The organism is Streptococcus infantis, from assembly GCF_047464155.1.
Lineage (GTDB): Bacteria > Bacillota > Bacilli > Lactobacillales > Streptococcaceae > Streptococcus > Streptococcus infantis_U.
The window spans coordinates 741,175-759,017 of record NZ_JASHCL010000001.1; the positions used below are offsets into that span (position 1 = coordinate 741,175).

The 17,843-nt window shown below is 42.7% G+C and carries 16 protein-coding genes; 5 read left to right on the forward strand and 11 right to left on the reverse strand.

Translation table 11 applies throughout. The features are described 5' to 3' along the window. Window positions 1-82: 82 nt before the first annotated feature. Entirely contained in the window at window positions 83-1,975 is a 1,893-nt protein-coding gene (locus tag QM810_RS03600) for a M13 family metallopeptidase (protein WP_414253887.1), read from the reverse strand. Window positions 1,976-2,154: 179 nt separating this feature from the next. Between QM810_RS03600 and QM810_RS03605 the strand changes: the two genes are divergently transcribed. The 5 genes from QM810_RS03605 (at window position 2,155) to QM810_RS03625 (ending at window position 6,186) form a co-directional block, all read left to right on the forward strand. After that, window positions 2,155-2,877 (forward strand): metal ABC transporter ATP-binding protein, encoded by a 723-nt coding sequence (locus QM810_RS03605; RefSeq protein ID WP_006152594.1) that lies wholly within the window; start codon window positions 2,155-2,157, stop codon window positions 2,875-2,877. Then, window positions 2,874-3,722, forward strand: a complete 849-nt coding sequence (locus QM810_RS03610; RefSeq protein ID WP_004251242.1) for a metal ABC transporter permease — start codon at window positions 2,874-2,876, stop codon at window positions 3,720-3,722. The genes QM810_RS03605 and QM810_RS03610 overlap by 4 nt, the downstream gene beginning before the upstream one ends. A gap of 26 nt (window positions 3,723-3,748) precedes the next feature. Next, window positions 3,749-4,681, forward strand: coding sequence for a metal ABC transporter substrate-binding protein (locus QM810_RS03615; protein WP_075567913.1), 933 nt, complete (start codon window positions 3,749-3,751; stop codon window positions 4,679-4,681). A gap of 121 nt (window positions 4,682-4,802) precedes the next feature. After that, the gene (gene tpx / locus QM810_RS03620; RefSeq protein WP_414253888.1) at window positions 4,803-5,297 is read left to right on the forward strand and encodes a thiol peroxidase; all 495 of its coding nucleotides are present in this window, start codon (window positions 4,803-4,805) and stop codon (window positions 5,295-5,297) included. Window positions 5,298-5,535: 238 nt separating this feature from the next. Beyond that, entirely contained in the window at window positions 5,536-6,186 is a 651-nt protein-coding gene (locus tag QM810_RS03625) for a metal-dependent transcriptional regulator (RefSeq protein ID WP_070677619.1), read from the forward strand. Window positions 6,187-6,226: 40 nt separating this feature from the next. On the opposite strand, the gene dtd is transcribed toward QM810_RS03625, so the two are convergent. The 10 genes from dtd to metF all read right to left on the reverse strand — a co-directional run bounded on the left by dtd (window position 6,227) and on the right by metF (window position 17,804). Further along, window positions 6,227-6,670: a D-aminoacyl-tRNA deacylase gene (gene dtd, locus QM810_RS03630; RefSeq protein ID WP_414253889.1), complete on the reverse strand. Its 444-nt coding sequence runs from the start codon at window positions 6,668-6,670 to the stop codon at window positions 6,227-6,229. A gap of 30 nt (window positions 6,671-6,700) precedes the next feature. Continuing rightward, on the reverse strand, window positions 6,701-8,917 hold the full coding sequence (locus QM810_RS03635) for a RelA/SpoT family protein (protein ID WP_178894723.1): 2,217 nt from the start codon (window positions 8,915-8,917) through the stop codon (window positions 6,701-6,703). 142 nt (window positions 8,918-9,059) lie between these two features. Next, window positions 9,060-10,190: an ABC transporter ATP-binding protein gene (locus QM810_RS03640; protein ID WP_414253890.1), complete on the reverse strand. Its 1,131-nt coding sequence runs from the start codon at window positions 10,188-10,190 to the stop codon at window positions 9,060-9,062. Window positions 10,191-10,302: 112 nt separating this feature from the next. Continuing rightward, window positions 10,303-11,172, reverse strand: a complete 870-nt coding sequence (locus QM810_RS03645; protein ID WP_414253891.1) for a helix-turn-helix domain-containing protein — start codon at window positions 11,170-11,172, stop codon at window positions 10,303-10,305. Window positions 11,173-11,174: 2 nt separating this feature from the next. Then, the gene (locus QM810_RS03650; RefSeq protein WP_414253892.1) at window positions 11,175-11,561 is read right to left on the reverse strand and encodes a Mini-ribonuclease 3; all 387 of its coding nucleotides are present in this window, start codon (window positions 11,559-11,561) and stop codon (window positions 11,175-11,177) included. Further along, window positions 11,554-12,897: a cysteine--tRNA ligase gene (gene cysS, locus QM810_RS03655; RefSeq protein WP_414253893.1), complete on the reverse strand. Its 1,344-nt coding sequence runs from the start codon at window positions 12,895-12,897 to the stop codon at window positions 11,554-11,556. Before cysS ends, QM810_RS03650 begins: the two co-directional genes overlap by 8 nt. Window positions 12,898-12,940: 43 nt before the next feature. Beyond that, window positions 12,941-13,702 carry a nucleoside phosphorylase gene (locus tag QM810_RS03660; RefSeq protein ID WP_178894718.1) on the reverse strand — a complete coding sequence of 254 codons (762 nt, stop codon included), beginning with the start codon at window positions 13,700-13,702 and terminating at the stop codon, window positions 12,941-12,943. Between the two features lie 34 nt (window positions 13,703-13,736). Beyond that, window positions 13,737-14,354, reverse strand: coding sequence for a serine O-acetyltransferase (gene cysE / locus QM810_RS03665; RefSeq protein ID WP_178894717.1), 618 nt, complete (start codon window positions 14,352-14,354; stop codon window positions 13,737-13,739). A gap of 14 nt (window positions 14,355-14,368) precedes the next feature. Then, window positions 14,369-16,591, reverse strand: coding sequence for a polyribonucleotide nucleotidyltransferase (pnp, locus tag QM810_RS03670; protein ID WP_414253894.1), 2,223 nt, complete (start codon window positions 16,589-16,591; stop codon window positions 14,369-14,371). A 352-nt stretch (window positions 16,592-16,943) separates the two neighbouring features. Beyond that, on the reverse strand, window positions 16,944-17,804 hold the full coding sequence (gene metF / locus QM810_RS03675) for a methylenetetrahydrofolate reductase [NAD(P)H] (protein WP_247912957.1): 861 nt from the start codon (window positions 17,802-17,804) through the stop codon (window positions 16,944-16,946). Window positions 17,805-17,843 lie beyond the last annotated feature (39 nt).

The following is a 17,843-nucleotide window of genomic DNA, read 5'->3' on the forward strand; positions in this document are numbered from 1 at the left end:
AAAATCTCCTAATCATCCTCGCGGGGCTGGGACTACGAAATCGAGACTTTGTCTATCGATTTCTGTCCCACCGCCTTTTTGATTACCAAATAATCACACGGTCTTCTGGTGAACGCCACATTCCGTCGCCTTCTTTGACATCATAGGTCGTAAAGAAGTCATCAAAGTTTGGCACTTGGACGTTAACACGGAGTTTAGCTGGAGCGTGTACGTCGACGCTAGCCATGAGTTTCATCAACTCTGGGCGACCTTTCATACGCCAGATACGTGCAAAGTTATGGAAGAACTCTTCAGCTGAGAAATCTGGCTCTCTCTTAGCAGCTTCTAGCGCTGCAGCGATTCCTCCAAGGTCGGCAACGTTTTCGGACACGGTTAGTTTCCCATTGATTTTTGCACCGTAAGATTCTTGACCATCAAACTGGTCGATAACCTTCTGTGTTTTTTCTTTAAAGGCTGCGTAGTCGCTCTCAGTCCACCAATCCTTGAGACTTCCATTTTCATCAAAGGAAGCTCCATTAGTATCAAAGGCGTGAGAAATTTCATGGGCGATAACTGCACCAATACCACCATAGTTGGCAGAAGATGACTGATGCAAGTCATAGAATGGTGCCTGTAAGATAGCAGCTGGGAAGACAATCAAGTTCTTTTGTGGATTGTAGTAGGCATTAACCATGTGAGCTGGCATTCCCCACTCCTTGTAGTCAACCGGCTGATTCCACTTGCTCCAACTGTGCTTGATTTCCACACGCGCAAATGCTAGGGCATTCTCAAAGAGGCTAGCAGATTCATCCACAATCTTGTCCTTATAGCGGGCCGGCAGTTCTTCTGGATAACCGATATAAGGCTTGATGACATTGAGTTTGACGATGGCTTTTTCTCGAGTTTCAGGAGTCAGCCAGTCATTTTTAGCCAAACGTTCCTTATAAACGTCAATCATGGTCGCCACTTTTTTCTCTACGTCCGCCTTAGCTTCTGGAGAGAATTTTTCGTGGGCATACCAAAGACCGAGCGCTTGTTTAAAAGGTCCTTGAGCTAAGTGGTAAGCTGCCTTGCGCTTGTCTTGAGCCTCAGGGACTCCTGAAAGAGCACGGCCATAAGCACCTGACAAGATACGAATCTCATCTGTCAGATAACTAGTTGAAAGATTGACTACACCTAAGATCAAGCTTGCCTTGAGCAAAGGCCAAGCTTCCTCACTATAGAATTGCTCTGCCGCTTGCCAGAAACGTTCCTCATCTACGATAACCTTATCTGGAGTTTGACCAATCACTGCTTGGAAGAAGTCATCTAGAGGTAAGGCAGGCGCAAACTTTTTGAAATCTTCATAAGCATATGGATGATAGAGTTTGGCATATTCTGAACTTTCTTCGTTAGAAAGCACCACAGCTGCGATGCGACTGTCCAATTCCAATCGTTTCTCTAGCAAATCTTCGATTTCTTCATCTGAGAAGTTATAGGCTTTGAGGAGATTAGCAGTACTTTCTTTCCAAAGATTCAATAATTCCTCACGCTGTGGATGGTCTTCCGCATAGTAGGTCGTATCTGGCAAGATTGTTCCTGGAGCACTAGCCCAAAGAACATTGGTTCTAGCATCCATAAAGTCTGGTGATACACCAAATGGAAGGAAGTTTGGTTTACCAGCTAATTCAAACTCTGCTAGCTTTCTTGTAAAGTCCGCGAAGCTCTCCAAATCTTGGTATTCCTTAAGCATAGGAAGGACTGGCTTGATGCCATCAGCTTCTCGCTTGTCGAAATCTCTGACCATACGATGGTATTTGACAAAGTTTGCTAGGATGGGATCTTCAGGAACATCTTCTCCAGCCAACCACTTGTCAGTTGTTGTTAGCATCAAGTCTTCGATTTCTTCATCAAGGTCGATAAAACCACCTGTTCGCGATTTGTCAGCTGGAATGACCGCAGTCTTTTCCCACTCACCATTTATAGCATCATAAAAATCATCTTGATATCGTGTCATCTTGTTCTCGCTTTCATTTTTCACTTATTCTTAGCTTAGCAAAAATCCCTGGGGAATGCAATTAAAAATGCCGTCTCTTACTGATCGATTTCATCATTAATATTTTAAATTTTTACCAAAATTAACTTGACTTAAAAATAAAATTAAGGTATATTAAAATCCAGGAGGAATACAACTGTATGATACGTATCGAAAACCTCAGTGTCTCCTACAAAGAAACGTTGGCACTTAAGGATATTTCACTAGTGCTCCAAGGACCAACGATTACCGGAATTATTGGTCCAAACGGCGCCGGGAAATCAACATTATTAAAAGGTATGCTGGGCATTATCCCACATGAAGGACATGCTTTTATCGAAGATAAAGAAATGAAAAAATCTCTTAAGAAAGTTGCCTATGTCGAGCAAAAAATTCATATCGACTACAACTTCCCTATCAAGGTAAAAGAATGTGTCTCTCTGGGACTCTATCCATCCATTCCACTCTTTCACACTTTAAAAGCAAACCACTGGCAAAAGGTGGCTGAAGCACTAGAAATTGTTGGACTTTCTGACTACGCAGATCGTCAGATTAGTCAACTCTCTGGTGGCCAATTCCAGCGTGTCTTGATTGCCCGTTGTCTAGTTCAAGATGCTGATTATATTCTCTTAGACGAGCCCTTTGTGGGGATTGACTCTGTCAGTGAAGAGATCATCATGAACACGCTGAGAGAACTTAAAAAAGCTGGCAAGACTGTCCTTATCGTTCACCATGACCTCGGCAAGGTTGCCCATTATTTTGACCAGGTACTCCTTCTCAACAAGGAGCTAATTGCCTTTGGTCCAACAAAGGAGACCTTCACCCAAGCCAATCTCAAACAAGCTTATGGTGACCGACTCTTTTTCAATGGAGGTGACCTATGATTGCAGAATTTATAGATGGATTGCAGAACTTCCACTTTCTCCAAAATGCCTTGATTACAGCTGTTGTGATTGGTATTGTTGCTGGAGCGGTCGGATGCTTTATCATTCTCCGTGGTATGTCCCTTATGGGAGATGCTATCTCGCACGCTGTCTTACCTGGTGTAGCTCTTTCTTTTATTTTAGGAATTGACTTCTTTATTGGTGCTATCATCTTTGGACTGCTTGCCTCTGTCATCATCACCTACATCAAGGGGAACTCTATTATCAAGAGTGACACTGCCATTGGGATTACCTTTTCATCTTTATTGGCTCTGGGCATTATCTTGATTAGTGTGGCTAAAAGCTCGACTGACCTCTTCCATATTCTCTTTGGGAATATCTTAGCTGTGCAAGACATAGACATGTATATTACCATCGGTATGGGAGCTCTCATTCTATTGATTATCGGGATTTTCTTCAAGCAACTCTTGATTACATCCTTTGATGAACTCCTAGCCAAAGCTATGGGCATGCCAGTTAATTTCTACCACTATCTACTCATGATACTCTTGACTTTGGTGTCAGTGACTGCTATGCAAAGTGTCGGAACCATCCTTATCGTAGCCATGCTGATTACTCCAGCCGCGACAGCTTATCTTTACGCCAATAGTCTAAAGACCATGATTTTTCTTTCATCAGGCTTGGGAGCTCTAGCTTCTGTCTTGGGACTTTTTATCGGTTATAGCTTTAACCTGGCTGCAGGTTCAAGTATCGTGCTGACATCTGCAAGTTTCTTTCTCATCAGTTTCTTTATCGCACCAAAACAACGTTATCTGAAGCTGAAAAATAAAAAAATCAAACAATAATGAGGGAGCCCCTCTGGAGGAATATAATGAAAAAATTAGGTACATTGCTTGTTCTTTTTCTTGCTATCATTGGATTAGCTGCCTGTGCTAGCGGAAAAAAAGACACAGCATCTACAAACCAAAAACTAAAGGTTGTAGCAACTAACTCTATCATCGCTGATATTACTAAAAATATCGCAGGAGACAAGATTGATCTTCATAGTATCGTGCCTGTAGGACAAGATCCACACGAGTACGAGCCACTACCAGAAGACGTCAAGAAAACTTCGCAAGCCGACTTAATTTTCTACAATGGTATCAACCTTGAAACAGGTGGAAATGCCTGGTTTACAAAATTAGTTGAGAATGCTAAGAAAACTGAAAACAAAGACTACTTTGCAGTTAGTGAAGGCGTTGATGTCATCTACCTAGAAGGGGAAAATGAAAAAGGGAAAGAAGACCCACACGCTTGGCTCAATCTTGAAAATGGGATCATCTATGCTCAAAATATTGCTAAGCAACTCATCGCCAAAGACCCTAGCAACAAGGAATTCTACGAAAAGAATCTCAAAGAATACACTGAAAAACTAGACAAGCTTGACAAGGAAGCCAAAGAGAAATTTAACGCTATTGATGCGGACAAGAAACTCATCGTAACCAGCGAAGGATGCTTCAAATACTTCTCTAAAGCTTACGGTGTCCCAAGTGCTTACATCTGGGAAATCAATACTGAAGAAGAAGGAACACCTGACCAAATCAAGACTTTGGTTGAAAAACTTCGCCAAATGAAAGTTCCATCACTATTTGTTGAATCCAGTGTCGATGATCGTCCAATGAAGACTGTTTCACAAGACACAAATATTCCAATTTACGCACAAATCTTTACTGACTCAATTGCTGAAGAAGGTAAAGAAGGTGACAGCTACTACAACATGATGAAATACAACCTTGACAAGATTTCTGAAGGTTTGTCTAAATAATCATTTTAAAAAACGTCAGTCACCATGAATTGGCGTTTTTTGTCTATTTAAATTTCGGTCAAATTATTGGAAGAGTCTGAACATTTAATGTAAAATGAAAGAAAAAAGATTGGAGTAGCTTATGACTACATTCCTTGGAAACCCTGTTACGTTTACAGGAAAACAACTACAAGTCGGAGACGAAGCACTTGATTTCTCTCTCACAACGACTGACCTCTCTAAAAAAAAACTGGCTGACTTTGAAGGCAAGAAAAAGATCTTGAGTGTCATCCCTTCTATCGATACAGGCATCTGCTCGCTTCAGACTCGTCGCTTTAACCAAGAATTGGCTAGCTTAGACAACACTGTTGTCCTAACGGTATCTATGGACCTTCCATTTGCACAAAAACGCTGGTGTGGCGCAGAGGGAATTGAGAATGCCATCATGCTTTCAGACTACTTCGACCACTCCTTTGGACGCGATTATGCCCTCTTAATCAATGAATGGCATCTGCTTGCTCGAGCCGTTTTTGTTCTCGATGCTGATAATACCATCCGCTACGTCGAATACGTAGACAATATCAACAGCGAGCCAGACTTTGAAGCTGCTATTGCTGCTGCAAAAGAACTCAACTAAGTCCAGCTCTTGTAGCAATAGAGAGTGGGACAGAAATCGGTAATTCGTTAGAATTCGATTTCGTCGTCCCACCTCCGCACAGTTGAGTAGGGCTATAAAAGCTGATGAAATCAGCGTAGTAGAGTCCACTCAACCACTGCGTCTTGCTCGACAATCCAAAGACAATTGAGAGGCTAGGACTTTTGTCCCAGCCTCTTTTTTGGTATACTAGATGGAGATAATAAACAAGGAAATGCGAATGACACCAAATAAAGAAGACTACTTAAAATGTATTTATGAGATTGGCATGGATGTTCCTAAGATTACAAATAAGGAAATTGCTGCTCGGATGCAGGTATCTCCTCCAGCTGTAACTGAAATGATTAAGCGCATGCAGTCTGAAAATCTCATCTTAAAAGATAAGAAAAAAGGATACTTGCTAACCAATATTGGTCTAACACTTGTATCAGAACTTTATCGTAAACATCGTCTGATTGAGGTCTTTCTGGTTCACCATCTAGACTATACCAGTGACCAAATTCATGAGGAAGCTGAAGTATTAGAGCATACCGTTTCAGACTTTTTTGTAGAGAGATTAGAAAGTATGCTAGGTTTCCCAAAAACTTGCCCTCACGGTGGTACCATTCCTGCTAAAGGAGAGCTTTTGGTTGAAATCAACAACCTACCATTATCAGAAACCAAAGAAGCTGGAACCTATCTCCTGACTCGTGTTCACGATAGTTTTGATCTCCTAAAATATCTGGAAAAACATGCTATCAATATCGGAGACAAACTCCAAGTTCAACAGTTTGATGATTTCTCTAATACCTTTACTTTAATTCACAACAATGAAGAACTCTTAGTAAGTCTAGAAATCGCCAAACAGCTCTATGTTGAAAAGATGAACTAAATCCGTCACAAAAAAACCAAGCTAACAAGCTTGGTTTTTCTTATCTATTTTTTGTATCAAGGATAATGGTTACCGGCCCATCATTGACCAGTTCTACCTGCATATCTGCTCCGAAGACACCTGTTTCAACGGGAACCTCTTTGGCCAGTTCCTGGTTAAAATCTTGATAGAATGCCTCAGCCATATCTGGTTTAGCGGCGCCTGTAAAGGCTGGACGATTGCCTTTTTTGGTATCGGCAAACAGAGTGAATTGAGAGATGGAGAGGATTTCTCCTTGGATATCCTTAACAGATAGGTTCATCTTGCCTTCGTCATCTGAAAAGATCCGCATATTGACCAGTTTTCTGACTGCATACTCCAAATCCTCTTTCTGATCCTCAGGTCCAACACCCACTAAGAGCAAGAGTCCTTGTTTGATTTGACCATAAATCTGCCCTTCAATAGAAACCTGAGCTTGCTTGACTCGCTGAACGATGATTCTCATAGAAATCCTTTCTAGATCTATCGAGCCAACTTAACCATTGGTCCGTTTGACTGAATAGACTTCTGGTACACTCTTGATCTTATCAACTACAGTAGTTAACGTTGAAAGATTTGAAATTCCAAAGGATACATGGATATTAGCAAATTTCATATCCTTGGTTGGCTGGGCGTTAACTGTTGAGATATTCTTAGTTGTATTGGATAGGACTTGCAAGATATCATTCAAAAGACCAGAACGGTTGAGTCCATAGATGTCGATATGAGCCATATATTCCTTGGTTGAGAATTGGTCTTCCCACTCAACATCGAGTAGACGTTGCTCGTAGTTTTCCTGTGAACGAAGGTTCATACAGTCCACACGATGGATGGCAACACCACGACCTTTGGTAATATAGCCAACGATATCATCACCTGGAACAGGATTACAACATTTGGCAATCCGTACCAAGAGACCAGAGGCACCCTCGATGACAACGCCACCTTCATGCTTAACCTTTAGAGTTTCCTTGTTTTCAACCTTGACTTCGCCACCCTTGACCAGTTCTTCTGCTTCTGCCTTGGCTTTGGCACGTTCTTCTTCACGACGTTCCTTCTCCGTCAAACGGTTAAAGACGGTAATGGCTCCGATTTCTCCAAAACCAATCGCAGCAAAGAGAGCTTCCTCAGTCTTGTAGCTGGTTTTTTGAAGGACTTCATCCATGTGACGCTTGTCCATAAATTTATTGGCCACATAGCCGTTTTCTTGAAGCTGACTAATCAGCATTTCACGGCCTTTATTGATGGACAATTCTTTATCTTGGTTTTTAAAGAACTGACGAATTTTGTTACGGGCCTTGCTGGTCTTAACCATATTGAGCCAGTCACGACTTGGTCCAAATGAATTTGGATTGGTGATGATTTCAACCTGGTCACCCGTTTTCAGCTTGGTAGTCAAAGGAACCATACGTCCATTAACCTTGGCACCAGTTGCTTTTTCCCCGATCTTGGTATGAATCTCATAGGCAAAGTCAATCGGTCCAGAATCCTTTGGCAGAGAACGAACCGCTCCATCTGGAGTAAAGACGTAAATCTCCTCAGCCAGATAGTTTTCTTTGACAGTATCTACAAATTCCTTGGCATCATCCGCCTGGTCTTGGAGTTCCATCATCTCCTTGATCCAGTTCATTCCAATAGCAGATTCCTTGCTATTAACTTGACCCTTGATTCCTTTTTTGTAGGCCCAGTGAGCCGCAACCCCGTACTCAGCAACCTCGTGCATTTCCTTGGTACGAATCTGGAACTCAATCGGCCCTTTTGGTCCATAAACAGTCGTATGGATAGACTGGTAACCATTGGCCTTACGATTGGCAATATAATCCTTGAAACGGCCTGGCATTGGTTTCCATAGTTCATGAACGTAACCCAACATGGCGTAAACATCACTCTGAGTATCTAAGATACAACGAATGGCAATCAGGTCATAGATTTCTTCAAATCGTTTTTTCTTGTCCTGCATCTTGCGATAGATAGAGTAGATATGCTTTGGACGGCCATAGATTTTTCCTGTAAGGTGGCGCTCAGACGAATATTCCTCAAGTTTTGTCACAACTTCATCGACCAAGGCTTCACGTTCTTGACGTTTTTCCTTCATCATGTGACTAATCTTGTAAAATTCAGTTGGATTGAGATAGCGGAAGGAGAGATCTTCCAGTTCCCACTTCACACTTGAAATCCCCAAACGATGAGCAAGTGGTGCATAGATTTCCATTGTTTCTCTAGAAATACGCTCTTGCTTGTCCTTACGAAGATGCTTGAGAGTGCGCATATTGTGCAGGCGGTCAGAGAGTTTTACCAAGATAACGCGGATATCCTCTGACATGGCCATGAGCATCTTGCGGTGGTTCTCGGCCAATTGCTCCTCGAAAGATTTGTACTCAACCTTACCAAGTTTGGTAACACCGTCTACAATCACTCTAACATCATGACCAAACTCGCGTTCTAAATCGTCCAAAGTAGCATCTGTGTCTTCTACTACGTCATGCAAAAAACCACAAGCAACAGTGACAGCGTCTAGCTTGAGCTTGGCTAAAATACCTGCTACCTGAATAGGGTGGATAATGTAAGGCTCGCCTGATTTACGATACTGCCCACTATGACATTCTACAGCGTAAACCAAGGCCTTGTGTACAAAAGCCACATCTTCTTTCGATAAATATTTTTGCGTTAAAGCGACGACTTCATCGCCTGAATAAATTACTTCTTTTGGCATGCATACTCTCCAGTTCTTCCTACCATTTTAACACTTTTTGGTCAATATGAAAACTAGAAAAGCCTATTCCCTAAGACTTTGCTGAACTCTAAAAAAACACTACTAGAGAAATTCTAGTAGTGTTGGTTGATTCAAATCTATCTTAGTAAACTGTTCTTTCAGTTTCTACGTCGAAGAAGTGAGCTTTGTTCAAGTCAAATCCAAGTTCAACTGTTGCACCAGCTTGCAAGTAGTCACGTGCATCAACTTTAGCAACGAATTCATCTTTACCAACTTGGCAGTATAGGTGAGATTCTGAACCGAGCAATTCTGATACAGAGATAGTTGCTTTCACAACTGATTCTGGGAATGTTTCAAGGAAAGCAGGTTCTGCATTCACGTCTTCTGGACGGATACCGAAAATCAGTTCTTTACCTTCGTAACCTTTTTCACGAAGAACTTTCAAAGCACCTTCTGGAACTTTCAAGTTAAAGGCGTCACCAACGATGTGGTCACCGATCAATTTTACGTTGATGAAGTTCATAGCTGGGCTTCCGATGAATCCTGCTACGAATTTGTTAACTGGGTTTTTGTAAACTTCTTGAGGAGTACCGATTTGTTCAACACGTCCGATAGTACCAGTACCAGCAGGGTTTTTAGTAGCTGACATGATAACGATACGGTCTGCAAGTGTCATCGCTTCTGTTTGGTCGTGAGTTACGTAGATAGTTGTAGCTCCGATACGACGGTGGATTTTAGCGATTTCAGCACGCATAGATACACGAAGTTTTGCATCCAAGTTTGACAAAGGTTCGTCCATCAAGAATACCTTAGCATCACGGACGATCGCACGACCCATGGCAACACGTTGACGTTGACCACCTGAAAGGTCAGCTGGTTTACGATCCAAGAATTCTTTCAAACCAAGAATTTCTGCTGCTTCTTGTACACGTTTGTCGATGTCTTCTTTGCTGTATTTACGCAATTTCAAACCGAAAGCCATGTTATCGTATACAGTCATGTGTGGGTAAAGAGCGTAGTTTTGGAATACCATAGCGATGTCACGGTCTTTTGGAGCTACGTCATTGACAACAACGCCATCGATAGATGCAGTACCTTCTGTGATATCTTCAAGACCTGCAATCATACGGAGAGTAGTTGATTTCCCACATCCTGAAGGTCCTACGAAAACGATAAATTCTTTGTCTTTGATGTCCAAGTTGAAGTCTTCAACTGAGTAGTGTTCGCTGTTTGGATATTTTTTGTAAATATTTTTAAGATTTAATTCTACCATTTCGGTGAACTCCTTTTATTTTTGATAGTTTTATTATAAATGAAAACGCTTTACATTTCTATGGCAAGGTGACCAAAAAAATAAAAAAGTTCTGTGCAACTTGCACAAAACTTTAAATAATATCTGGTAAAATCAACTGATAACACAAGGTCAAATCAGTCAATTCTTTTAACTGTAGCCCTGTCAATTCTTCCCACTTATCAATCTTGTATTGGAGAGAATTGCGGTGTAGATAGAGTTGCTGAGCTGTCTTCGTAAGGACTGCACTGTTTTCCCATAATGAGAGAATGATTTCCTGAATCTGATCCTGATCCAAAATCATCTGGTGTAGATAATCTTTGATCAAACCAAGATCCACCATTTTTTCACCCATACTCCAAAGGTAGAGCTGAGAAAACGTATGGAATCCTTGGTGTCCTTGTCGCCACCAGTTTTTGAACAAGTCACGTTCTGCTTTGATGAGATCTGTCAAACTCTGATTTCCTGTTTGCGACCAGACCTGACCAAGCATAATAGACAGACGCACCCCAAAGTCGTATTCTACAGCTTCCAAGGTATCTGTCAAGATTGAGCGAACCGAGGTATACTTGTCCTGTTGGAGAACAAATAGGTAATCCTGAGCTCCCACCTGAAGCACTGTCTCGCAATTAGGAAAGAGGGTTCTCATCATATCCAGCCAAGAGGTCAGATTTTCCTGTTGGTAATAGGAAAGGTGACAATAGACAACTTGTAGCTTTTTAAAACTTTGCGGTGCTTGCCCCTTGCCCTCTATCAAATAGCTATACCAGGGGTTGAGAGAGATGGTTTGTTCCTGCTGGGTTAAGAGAGCTACCAACTGCTTCTCACGTTCACTTAGTCCAGCTTCTTCCAGTAAAACCCACTGATTTGCGGATACTGGAAGCGTCAGATAGCCTTCCTTATCGACTGGTTGGTCTACGATTTGAGCTTGTGGAAACCAATCTAGTAATTCTTTTGCAATCATTCCTAGCCCTCCACTTTTTGGATACACCAAGAAATCAAGGTTTCGAGGCGTTCCACATTTTCAGTCATATGAAGATAGCCCATGACCGCTTCAAAGCCTGTAGACATGCGATAGGTCACCACATCTGCATTTTTTGCCTTGGTGTGACTATTGGTATTGCGACCACGTTTATAGATTTCTTCTTCTTTTTCCGTTAGGACTTGCTCCTCCAGCATGAGGGAAATCAAGCGAGCCTGAGCCCTGGCCGACACATACTTGGTTGCCTCTTGGTGGAGTTTATTGGGTTTGGTCATGCCTTTGAGGATGAGATGGCGACGGATATACATCGAATAAACCGCATCACCTTCAAAGGCTAGCGCAATCCCGTTAATGAGATTGACATCAATCACGAGTCCACCTCACTCCATCCTTGGTATCCAGTAGCTTAATCCCTTGAGCGGCAAGTTGGTCACGGATTTGGTCTGCTGTCGCAAAGTCACGAATGGCACGCGCTTCTTGGCGTTTTTGAATCAAAGCTTCAATCTCTTCATCCAAAACTTCCTCAACAAAGACAACTCCAAAGACTTCCAACATGGCTGCAAGAGTTTCCTTAACACTTGCATCATAGTTGCCTGAGTTGATCCATTTGGCCATTTCAAAGACAACTGTGATCCCATTAGCAGAGTTGAAATCCTCATCCATAGCGGCTACAAACTTATCTTTAAAAGCTTGCAACTCCCCCGCATCTACAGTTCCAGTAAATGGTTGTTCATAGGTGTTCTTTAGATACTTGAGATTAGTCTCGGCATCGCGCACTGCTTTTTCCGTAAAATTGATAGGCTTACGGTAGTGCTGAGTCGCAAAGAAGAAACGAAGCACTTGACCATCGATCGTTTTGAGGGCATCGTGTACTGTAATGAAGTTCCCCAAAGACTTAGACATCTTGACATTGTCGATATTGACAAAACCATTGTGCATCCAGTAGTTGGCAAAGGTCTTGCCTGTCTTAGCTTCTGACTGGGCAATTTCGTTGGTGTGGTGCGGAAACTCAAGATCCGCTCCACCACCGTGAATATCGATGGTGTCTCCTAAAATCTCAGTCGACATGACTGAACACTCGATGTGCCAGCCTGGACGACCTGGTCCCCAAGGGCTATCCCAAGAAATCTCACCTGGTTTAGCAGCTTTCCAAAGGGCAAAGTCTACAGGATTTTCCTTGCGAGCCGTTTCCTCATCTGTGCGACCTGAAGCACCTAATTCCAAATCTTCTAGGGTTTTATTGGCTAATTTAGCATAATTGTGAGATTTTTCTACACGGAAATAGACATCACCTTGGCTCTCATAGGCATAGCCCTTTTCAATCAAGTCTTCTACAAAGCGGATGATATCAGCCATAAACTCTACAACACGTGGATGGCGAGTTGCAGGCTTCACTCCAAGAGCCGTCACGTCTTCACGGAAGGCAGCGATGTACTTATCCGCTACTTCTTGAGGTGTGATACCTTCTTCCTTAGCACGGTTAATAATCTTATCATCCACATCTGTGAAGTTGGAAATGTAGGCAACTTCATAGCCACGGTATTCAAAGTAGCGACGAATAGTATCAAAAGCCACTGTTGAACGGGCATTCCCCACGTGGATATAGTTATAAACTGTTGGCCCACAGACATACATCTTAACCTTGCCGTCCTCGATTGGGACAAATTCTCGCAAATCACGAGACATGGTGTCATAGATTTTAATCACTCACTGACTCCTTTCTGTTTCTTGTTTATCGTAAAGAGTAGTTTCAATCCAGCTCTCTGGCAATTACTAAGGCTATCTCAAAGAAAGTCATAGCATCTGCTTTTCTTTCTTCGCGTCTGGCATCCCACTCATGATTGTGATGGTCGACATAGTCAGCTGTATAGAAAAATTGATAGACCTTGGCTTGTCGATATTGGGCCCAGGCCATGATAGCCGAAGCTTCCATATCTACAACTCTAGCTCCTGCTTCAAGTCTTCGTTTGACCTTAGCAGCTGTCTCACGATAAAAGGCATCTGTGGTCCAAGACTTTGTTCGAATATGCTCAACACCAGCTTTATCCAAGGCGTTTTCCATAGTTAAGAGTAGAGATCGCTCATAGGCTATTTCATCACTTGCTGGAGCATAGTGATAACTAGTACCTTCATCACGTAAAGCCGAACTTGGTAGGATAATCTTATCTGCTTGAATAGACTGGTCTAGAACTCCGCAAGATCCCAAAACAATAAAATTCTTAAATCCTCTTGCTTTTAGTTCTTCTAAGAGTCCAACAACCATTGGAGCTCCAATAGTAGCCATAGAAACTGCTACCTTACTCCCATCTTTTTCATAGATATACCATGGCAGTTTGCCATTTAGATTGGTAAGATAGCCACCTTCGTAGACACCTTCTATCTGCTTTACTCGTTCAAGGATTTCTCCATTAAAAGACAAGATAATGGTATCACAAACTTCTCCACCACTAAGGAGGCTTCGATCAGTTGGCTCGATAACAGCAGGTACATTTTCAAATTCTTCTAATAGCATCGACCTAACCTCCTAATTAAAGAGTCACTTCTCCTTACAAACCAGACGACCTGTGACTGGCTTCTCTAGCATGCTCAAGTTTATTGACGTAGTATTCACGTTTTTCTTCGACTTCGTGAATGGTTGGTTCATCCTTTTGCCCGTGAACACGAACAATCTTGGCAGGAATACCGACAACCGTCACGTCGCTAGGAACATCTGCTACAACAACTGCTGCAGCACCGACTTTGGCATTTTCACCGATTTCTACAGGCCCGATAACTTGGGCATGTGCAGATATGAGAGCTCCCTTACGCACGGTCGGATGACGTTTGCCAACATCCTTACCAGTCCCACCGAGAGTGACACCGTGGTAGAGAAGGACACCCTTCTCAACAATCGCCGTCTCCCCAATCACAAGTCCTGCCCCGTGGTCGATAAAGACACCAGAGTCGATCTGAGCTCCTGGGTGGATCTCAATCTGAGTCCAAAAACGCCAAAACTGGCTGTGCATACGAGCTAAAAGCTTAAAGCCATTCTTCCAGAGAAAATGAGAGAGACGGTGGGCAGCCAAGGCTTTGACACCAGGATAGGTCAAAAGAACCTCCAAAGTGGTGCGAGCCGCTGGATCATTTTCTTTTACGATATCAATGGTTTCACGCCACCATCCCATACATTTCTCCTTTCTTATTCTGAGTCTTTTGGTGTTTCTGTAGTTTCTTTCTTAGGTTTGTGGTCCTTGTGGTGGTGACGAGGACGATCGCCATGACGATGACCTTTATCCCCTTTTTCTTCTGAACGTTCAGGTTTTGGTGGACGTGGCAAGAGTGCCTTCATAGAAGCATCTACACGACCTTTTTCGTCAATCTTGATAATCTTAACATCGACAAAATCACCAATTTGAACTAAATCTTCTACATTATTGGTACGTGTCCAAGCCATTTCAGAGATGTGAACGAGGGCATCCGTCTTGTCAAAGAGGTTGACAAAGGCACCGAATTTCTCAATACGCACAACTTTGGCATGGTAGACTTCGTCCACTTTTGCTTCACGAACCAAACCAGCAATGATTTCTTTAGCACGGTTGATGGCATCTTGGTCGCTAGAGTAGATAGACACATTTCCTTCTTCGTCGATATCAATCTTAACGCCTGTTTCAGCGATGATCTTATCAATGGTTTCTCCACCTTTACCGATAACAATCTTGATCTTGTCCACATCAATCTTGATAGTATCAATTTTCGGAGCAGTTGGAGCCAATTCTGGACGAACTTCTGGAATCGTTGCTTCAATCACGTCAAGGATTTCAAAACGAGCTTTCTTGGCTTGGGCAAGAGCCTCCGTCAAGATTTCTGCAGTGATCCCTTGGATCTTGATATCCATTTGAAGGGCTGTAATCCCGTCACGCGTACCTGCAACCTTGAAGTCCATATCTCCAAAGTGGTCTTCCAGACCTTGGATATCTGTCAATACGGTGTAGTTGTTTCCATCTGAGATGAGACCCATGGCAATACCTGCTACTGGAGCCTTGATTGGAACACCACCAGCCATAAGGGCAAGTGTTCCCGCACAGATAGATGCTTGAGATGAAGAACCGTTTGATTCCAAAACTTCTGCTACTAGACGGATAGCGTATGGGAATTCTTCTAAGCTTGGCAATACTTGAGCAAGTGCACGCTCACCGAGAGCACCGTGACCAATTTCACGACGACCAGGTGCACCGTAACGTCCAGTTTCCCCAACAGAGTATTGTGGGAAGTTATAGTGGTGCATAAAGCGTTTCTTGTACTCTGGATCCAAACCATCGATGATTTGCGTTTCACCCATTGGCGCCAAAGTCAAGACAGAAAGAGCTTGAGTTTGCCCACGCGTAAAGAGACCTGAACCATGAACGCGAGGAAGGAAGTCAACAACCGCATCCAAAGGACGGATTTCATCAACCTTACGGCCGTCAGGACGAACCTTGTCTTCTGTGATCAAACGGCGTACTTCTGCGTGTTCCATTTGTTCCAAGATTTCAGCCACATCACGCATAATACGGTCAAATTCTTCGTGGTCTGCATATTTTTCTTCGTAAACTGCTGTAACTTGGTCTTTCACTGCTTGAGTTGCAGCTTCACGCGCCAATTTTTCTTCAACTTGAACAGCTTTTTGAAGATCGCTGTTGTAGGCTGCAATGATTTCAGCTTGCAATTCAGCGTCTACATGAAGCAATTCAACTTCTGCTTTTTCCTTACCAACTGCTGCAACGATTTCTTCTTGGAAGGCAATCAATTCTTTAACAGCTTCGTGTCCTTTGAGAAGAGCTTCCAACATGATTTCTTCTGACAATTCTTTGGCACCAGACTCTACCATGTTAATAGCGTGCTTAGTACCAGCTACTGTCAATTCAAGAAGCGATTGCTCTGCTTGTTCTTGCGTTGGGTTGATGACGATCTGGCCATCCACATAGCCTACTTGTACCCCAGCGATAGGTCCGTCAAATGGAATATCTGAAATAGACAAGGCCAATGATGAACCAAACATAGCTGCCATTGGTGCAGATGCATTTTCATCGTAAGAAAGGACTGTGTTGATGACTTGCACTTCATTACGGAAACCTTCCGCAAACATTGGACGGATTGGACGGTCAATCAAACGCGCTGTCAAAGTCGCATCTGTTGAAGGACGTCCTTCACGTTTCATAAAGCCACCAGGAAATTTCCCAGCCGCATACATTTTTTCTTCGTAGTTAACTTGAAGTGGGAAGAAATCCCCAGTTGCCATCTTCTTAGACATAACGGCAGCAGTCAAGACAGTTGACTCACCGTAACGCACGACAACAGAGCCATTTGCTTGCTTAGCAACCTGACCAGTCTCTACGATCAACTCACGACCCGCGAAAGTCGTTTGAAACACATGTTTTGTCATTTTAATCCCCTTTGGATTGATAAAATTATACGCCTTGCCTACAAAGATCAAGATATTTTGGACGGTTCGGCTTGCCGAACATTTCTGTAGAAAAATAGGAAGGTGACGTCGCACTCGATGAGTGCAAGGAAGTTTATCTTTTTTACACAGCTTTTCGGCCGGGTTCAATTACTCAAGATATTTTGGACTTTTTGAGTTTATTTTTTGCAACCTTTACAACCTAAATACCCTCATCTTTGTATCAAGTACGTACAGAGTCTATTTTATCATATTTTTCTTAAAAAGTACGGTCTTTTCTATAAAAAAGGAACCATTCTGCTATGAAAAGAAGAATGGTTTGCTTTTAATTATTTTAAGGTTGGTGATTGAACAAGGCATGGGTTGCTTGGTGAATGTACTGAGCAGTGTCTGCATTGTTCATGGTGTAGAGATGTACCCCTGCTACGTCTTGCGTTACCAAGTCCACGATTTGGTCTACAGCATAGGCAAGTCCTGCTGCTCTGAGTGACTCAGGGTCATTCTCATACTTGTCCAAGATAGCCTTAAACTTACGTGGGAGATGGATATTCTCACAAGTCTTCAAGAGACGAAGCGCTTGGTTACGGTTGAGGATTGGCATGATCCCTGCATGAATAGGAACATCAATCCCTGCCAAGGTACACTTGTCTTGGAAATCGTAGAAACGCTCATTGTCAAAGAACAGCTGAGTGACAAGACTTGAACAGCCTGCATCCACTTTTCTCTTGAGATTTTGGATATCTGAGATTTGGTTTGGCGAATCCGGGTGCCCTTCTGGGTAACAAGCTCCAATAATATCAAAGTGTGGCGCCTGTTCAGTGATAAACTCAATCAAGTCTGTGGCGTAACGGAAATCCTTCTGTGGCTCAACACCTGGAATGATATCCCCACGAAGAGCCAAGATTTTCTGAACACCAACTTTATCCAAATCCGCAATGGTCTCAGCCACCTTATCCTTAGTCAAATAGATAGCTGGCAAGTGAGCAATGGTTGGGATCTCCAAGTCATTTTGGATATAGTCTGCCAAACGAACCGTCGTCTCTTTGATATTAAATTTATTATTACTAGCAGTCACACTGATGAAGTGTGGTGCCAAGCCCTGCATGTCTTTCAGGGCTGCAATAATTTTGTCATTGCCTACTTCTGGGTTTGGAGGGAAAACTTCAAATGAGAGGGACGGTGTTTGACGTGACATATGTATGAACCTTTTCTAGTTGATTTTTTGAACAACCGT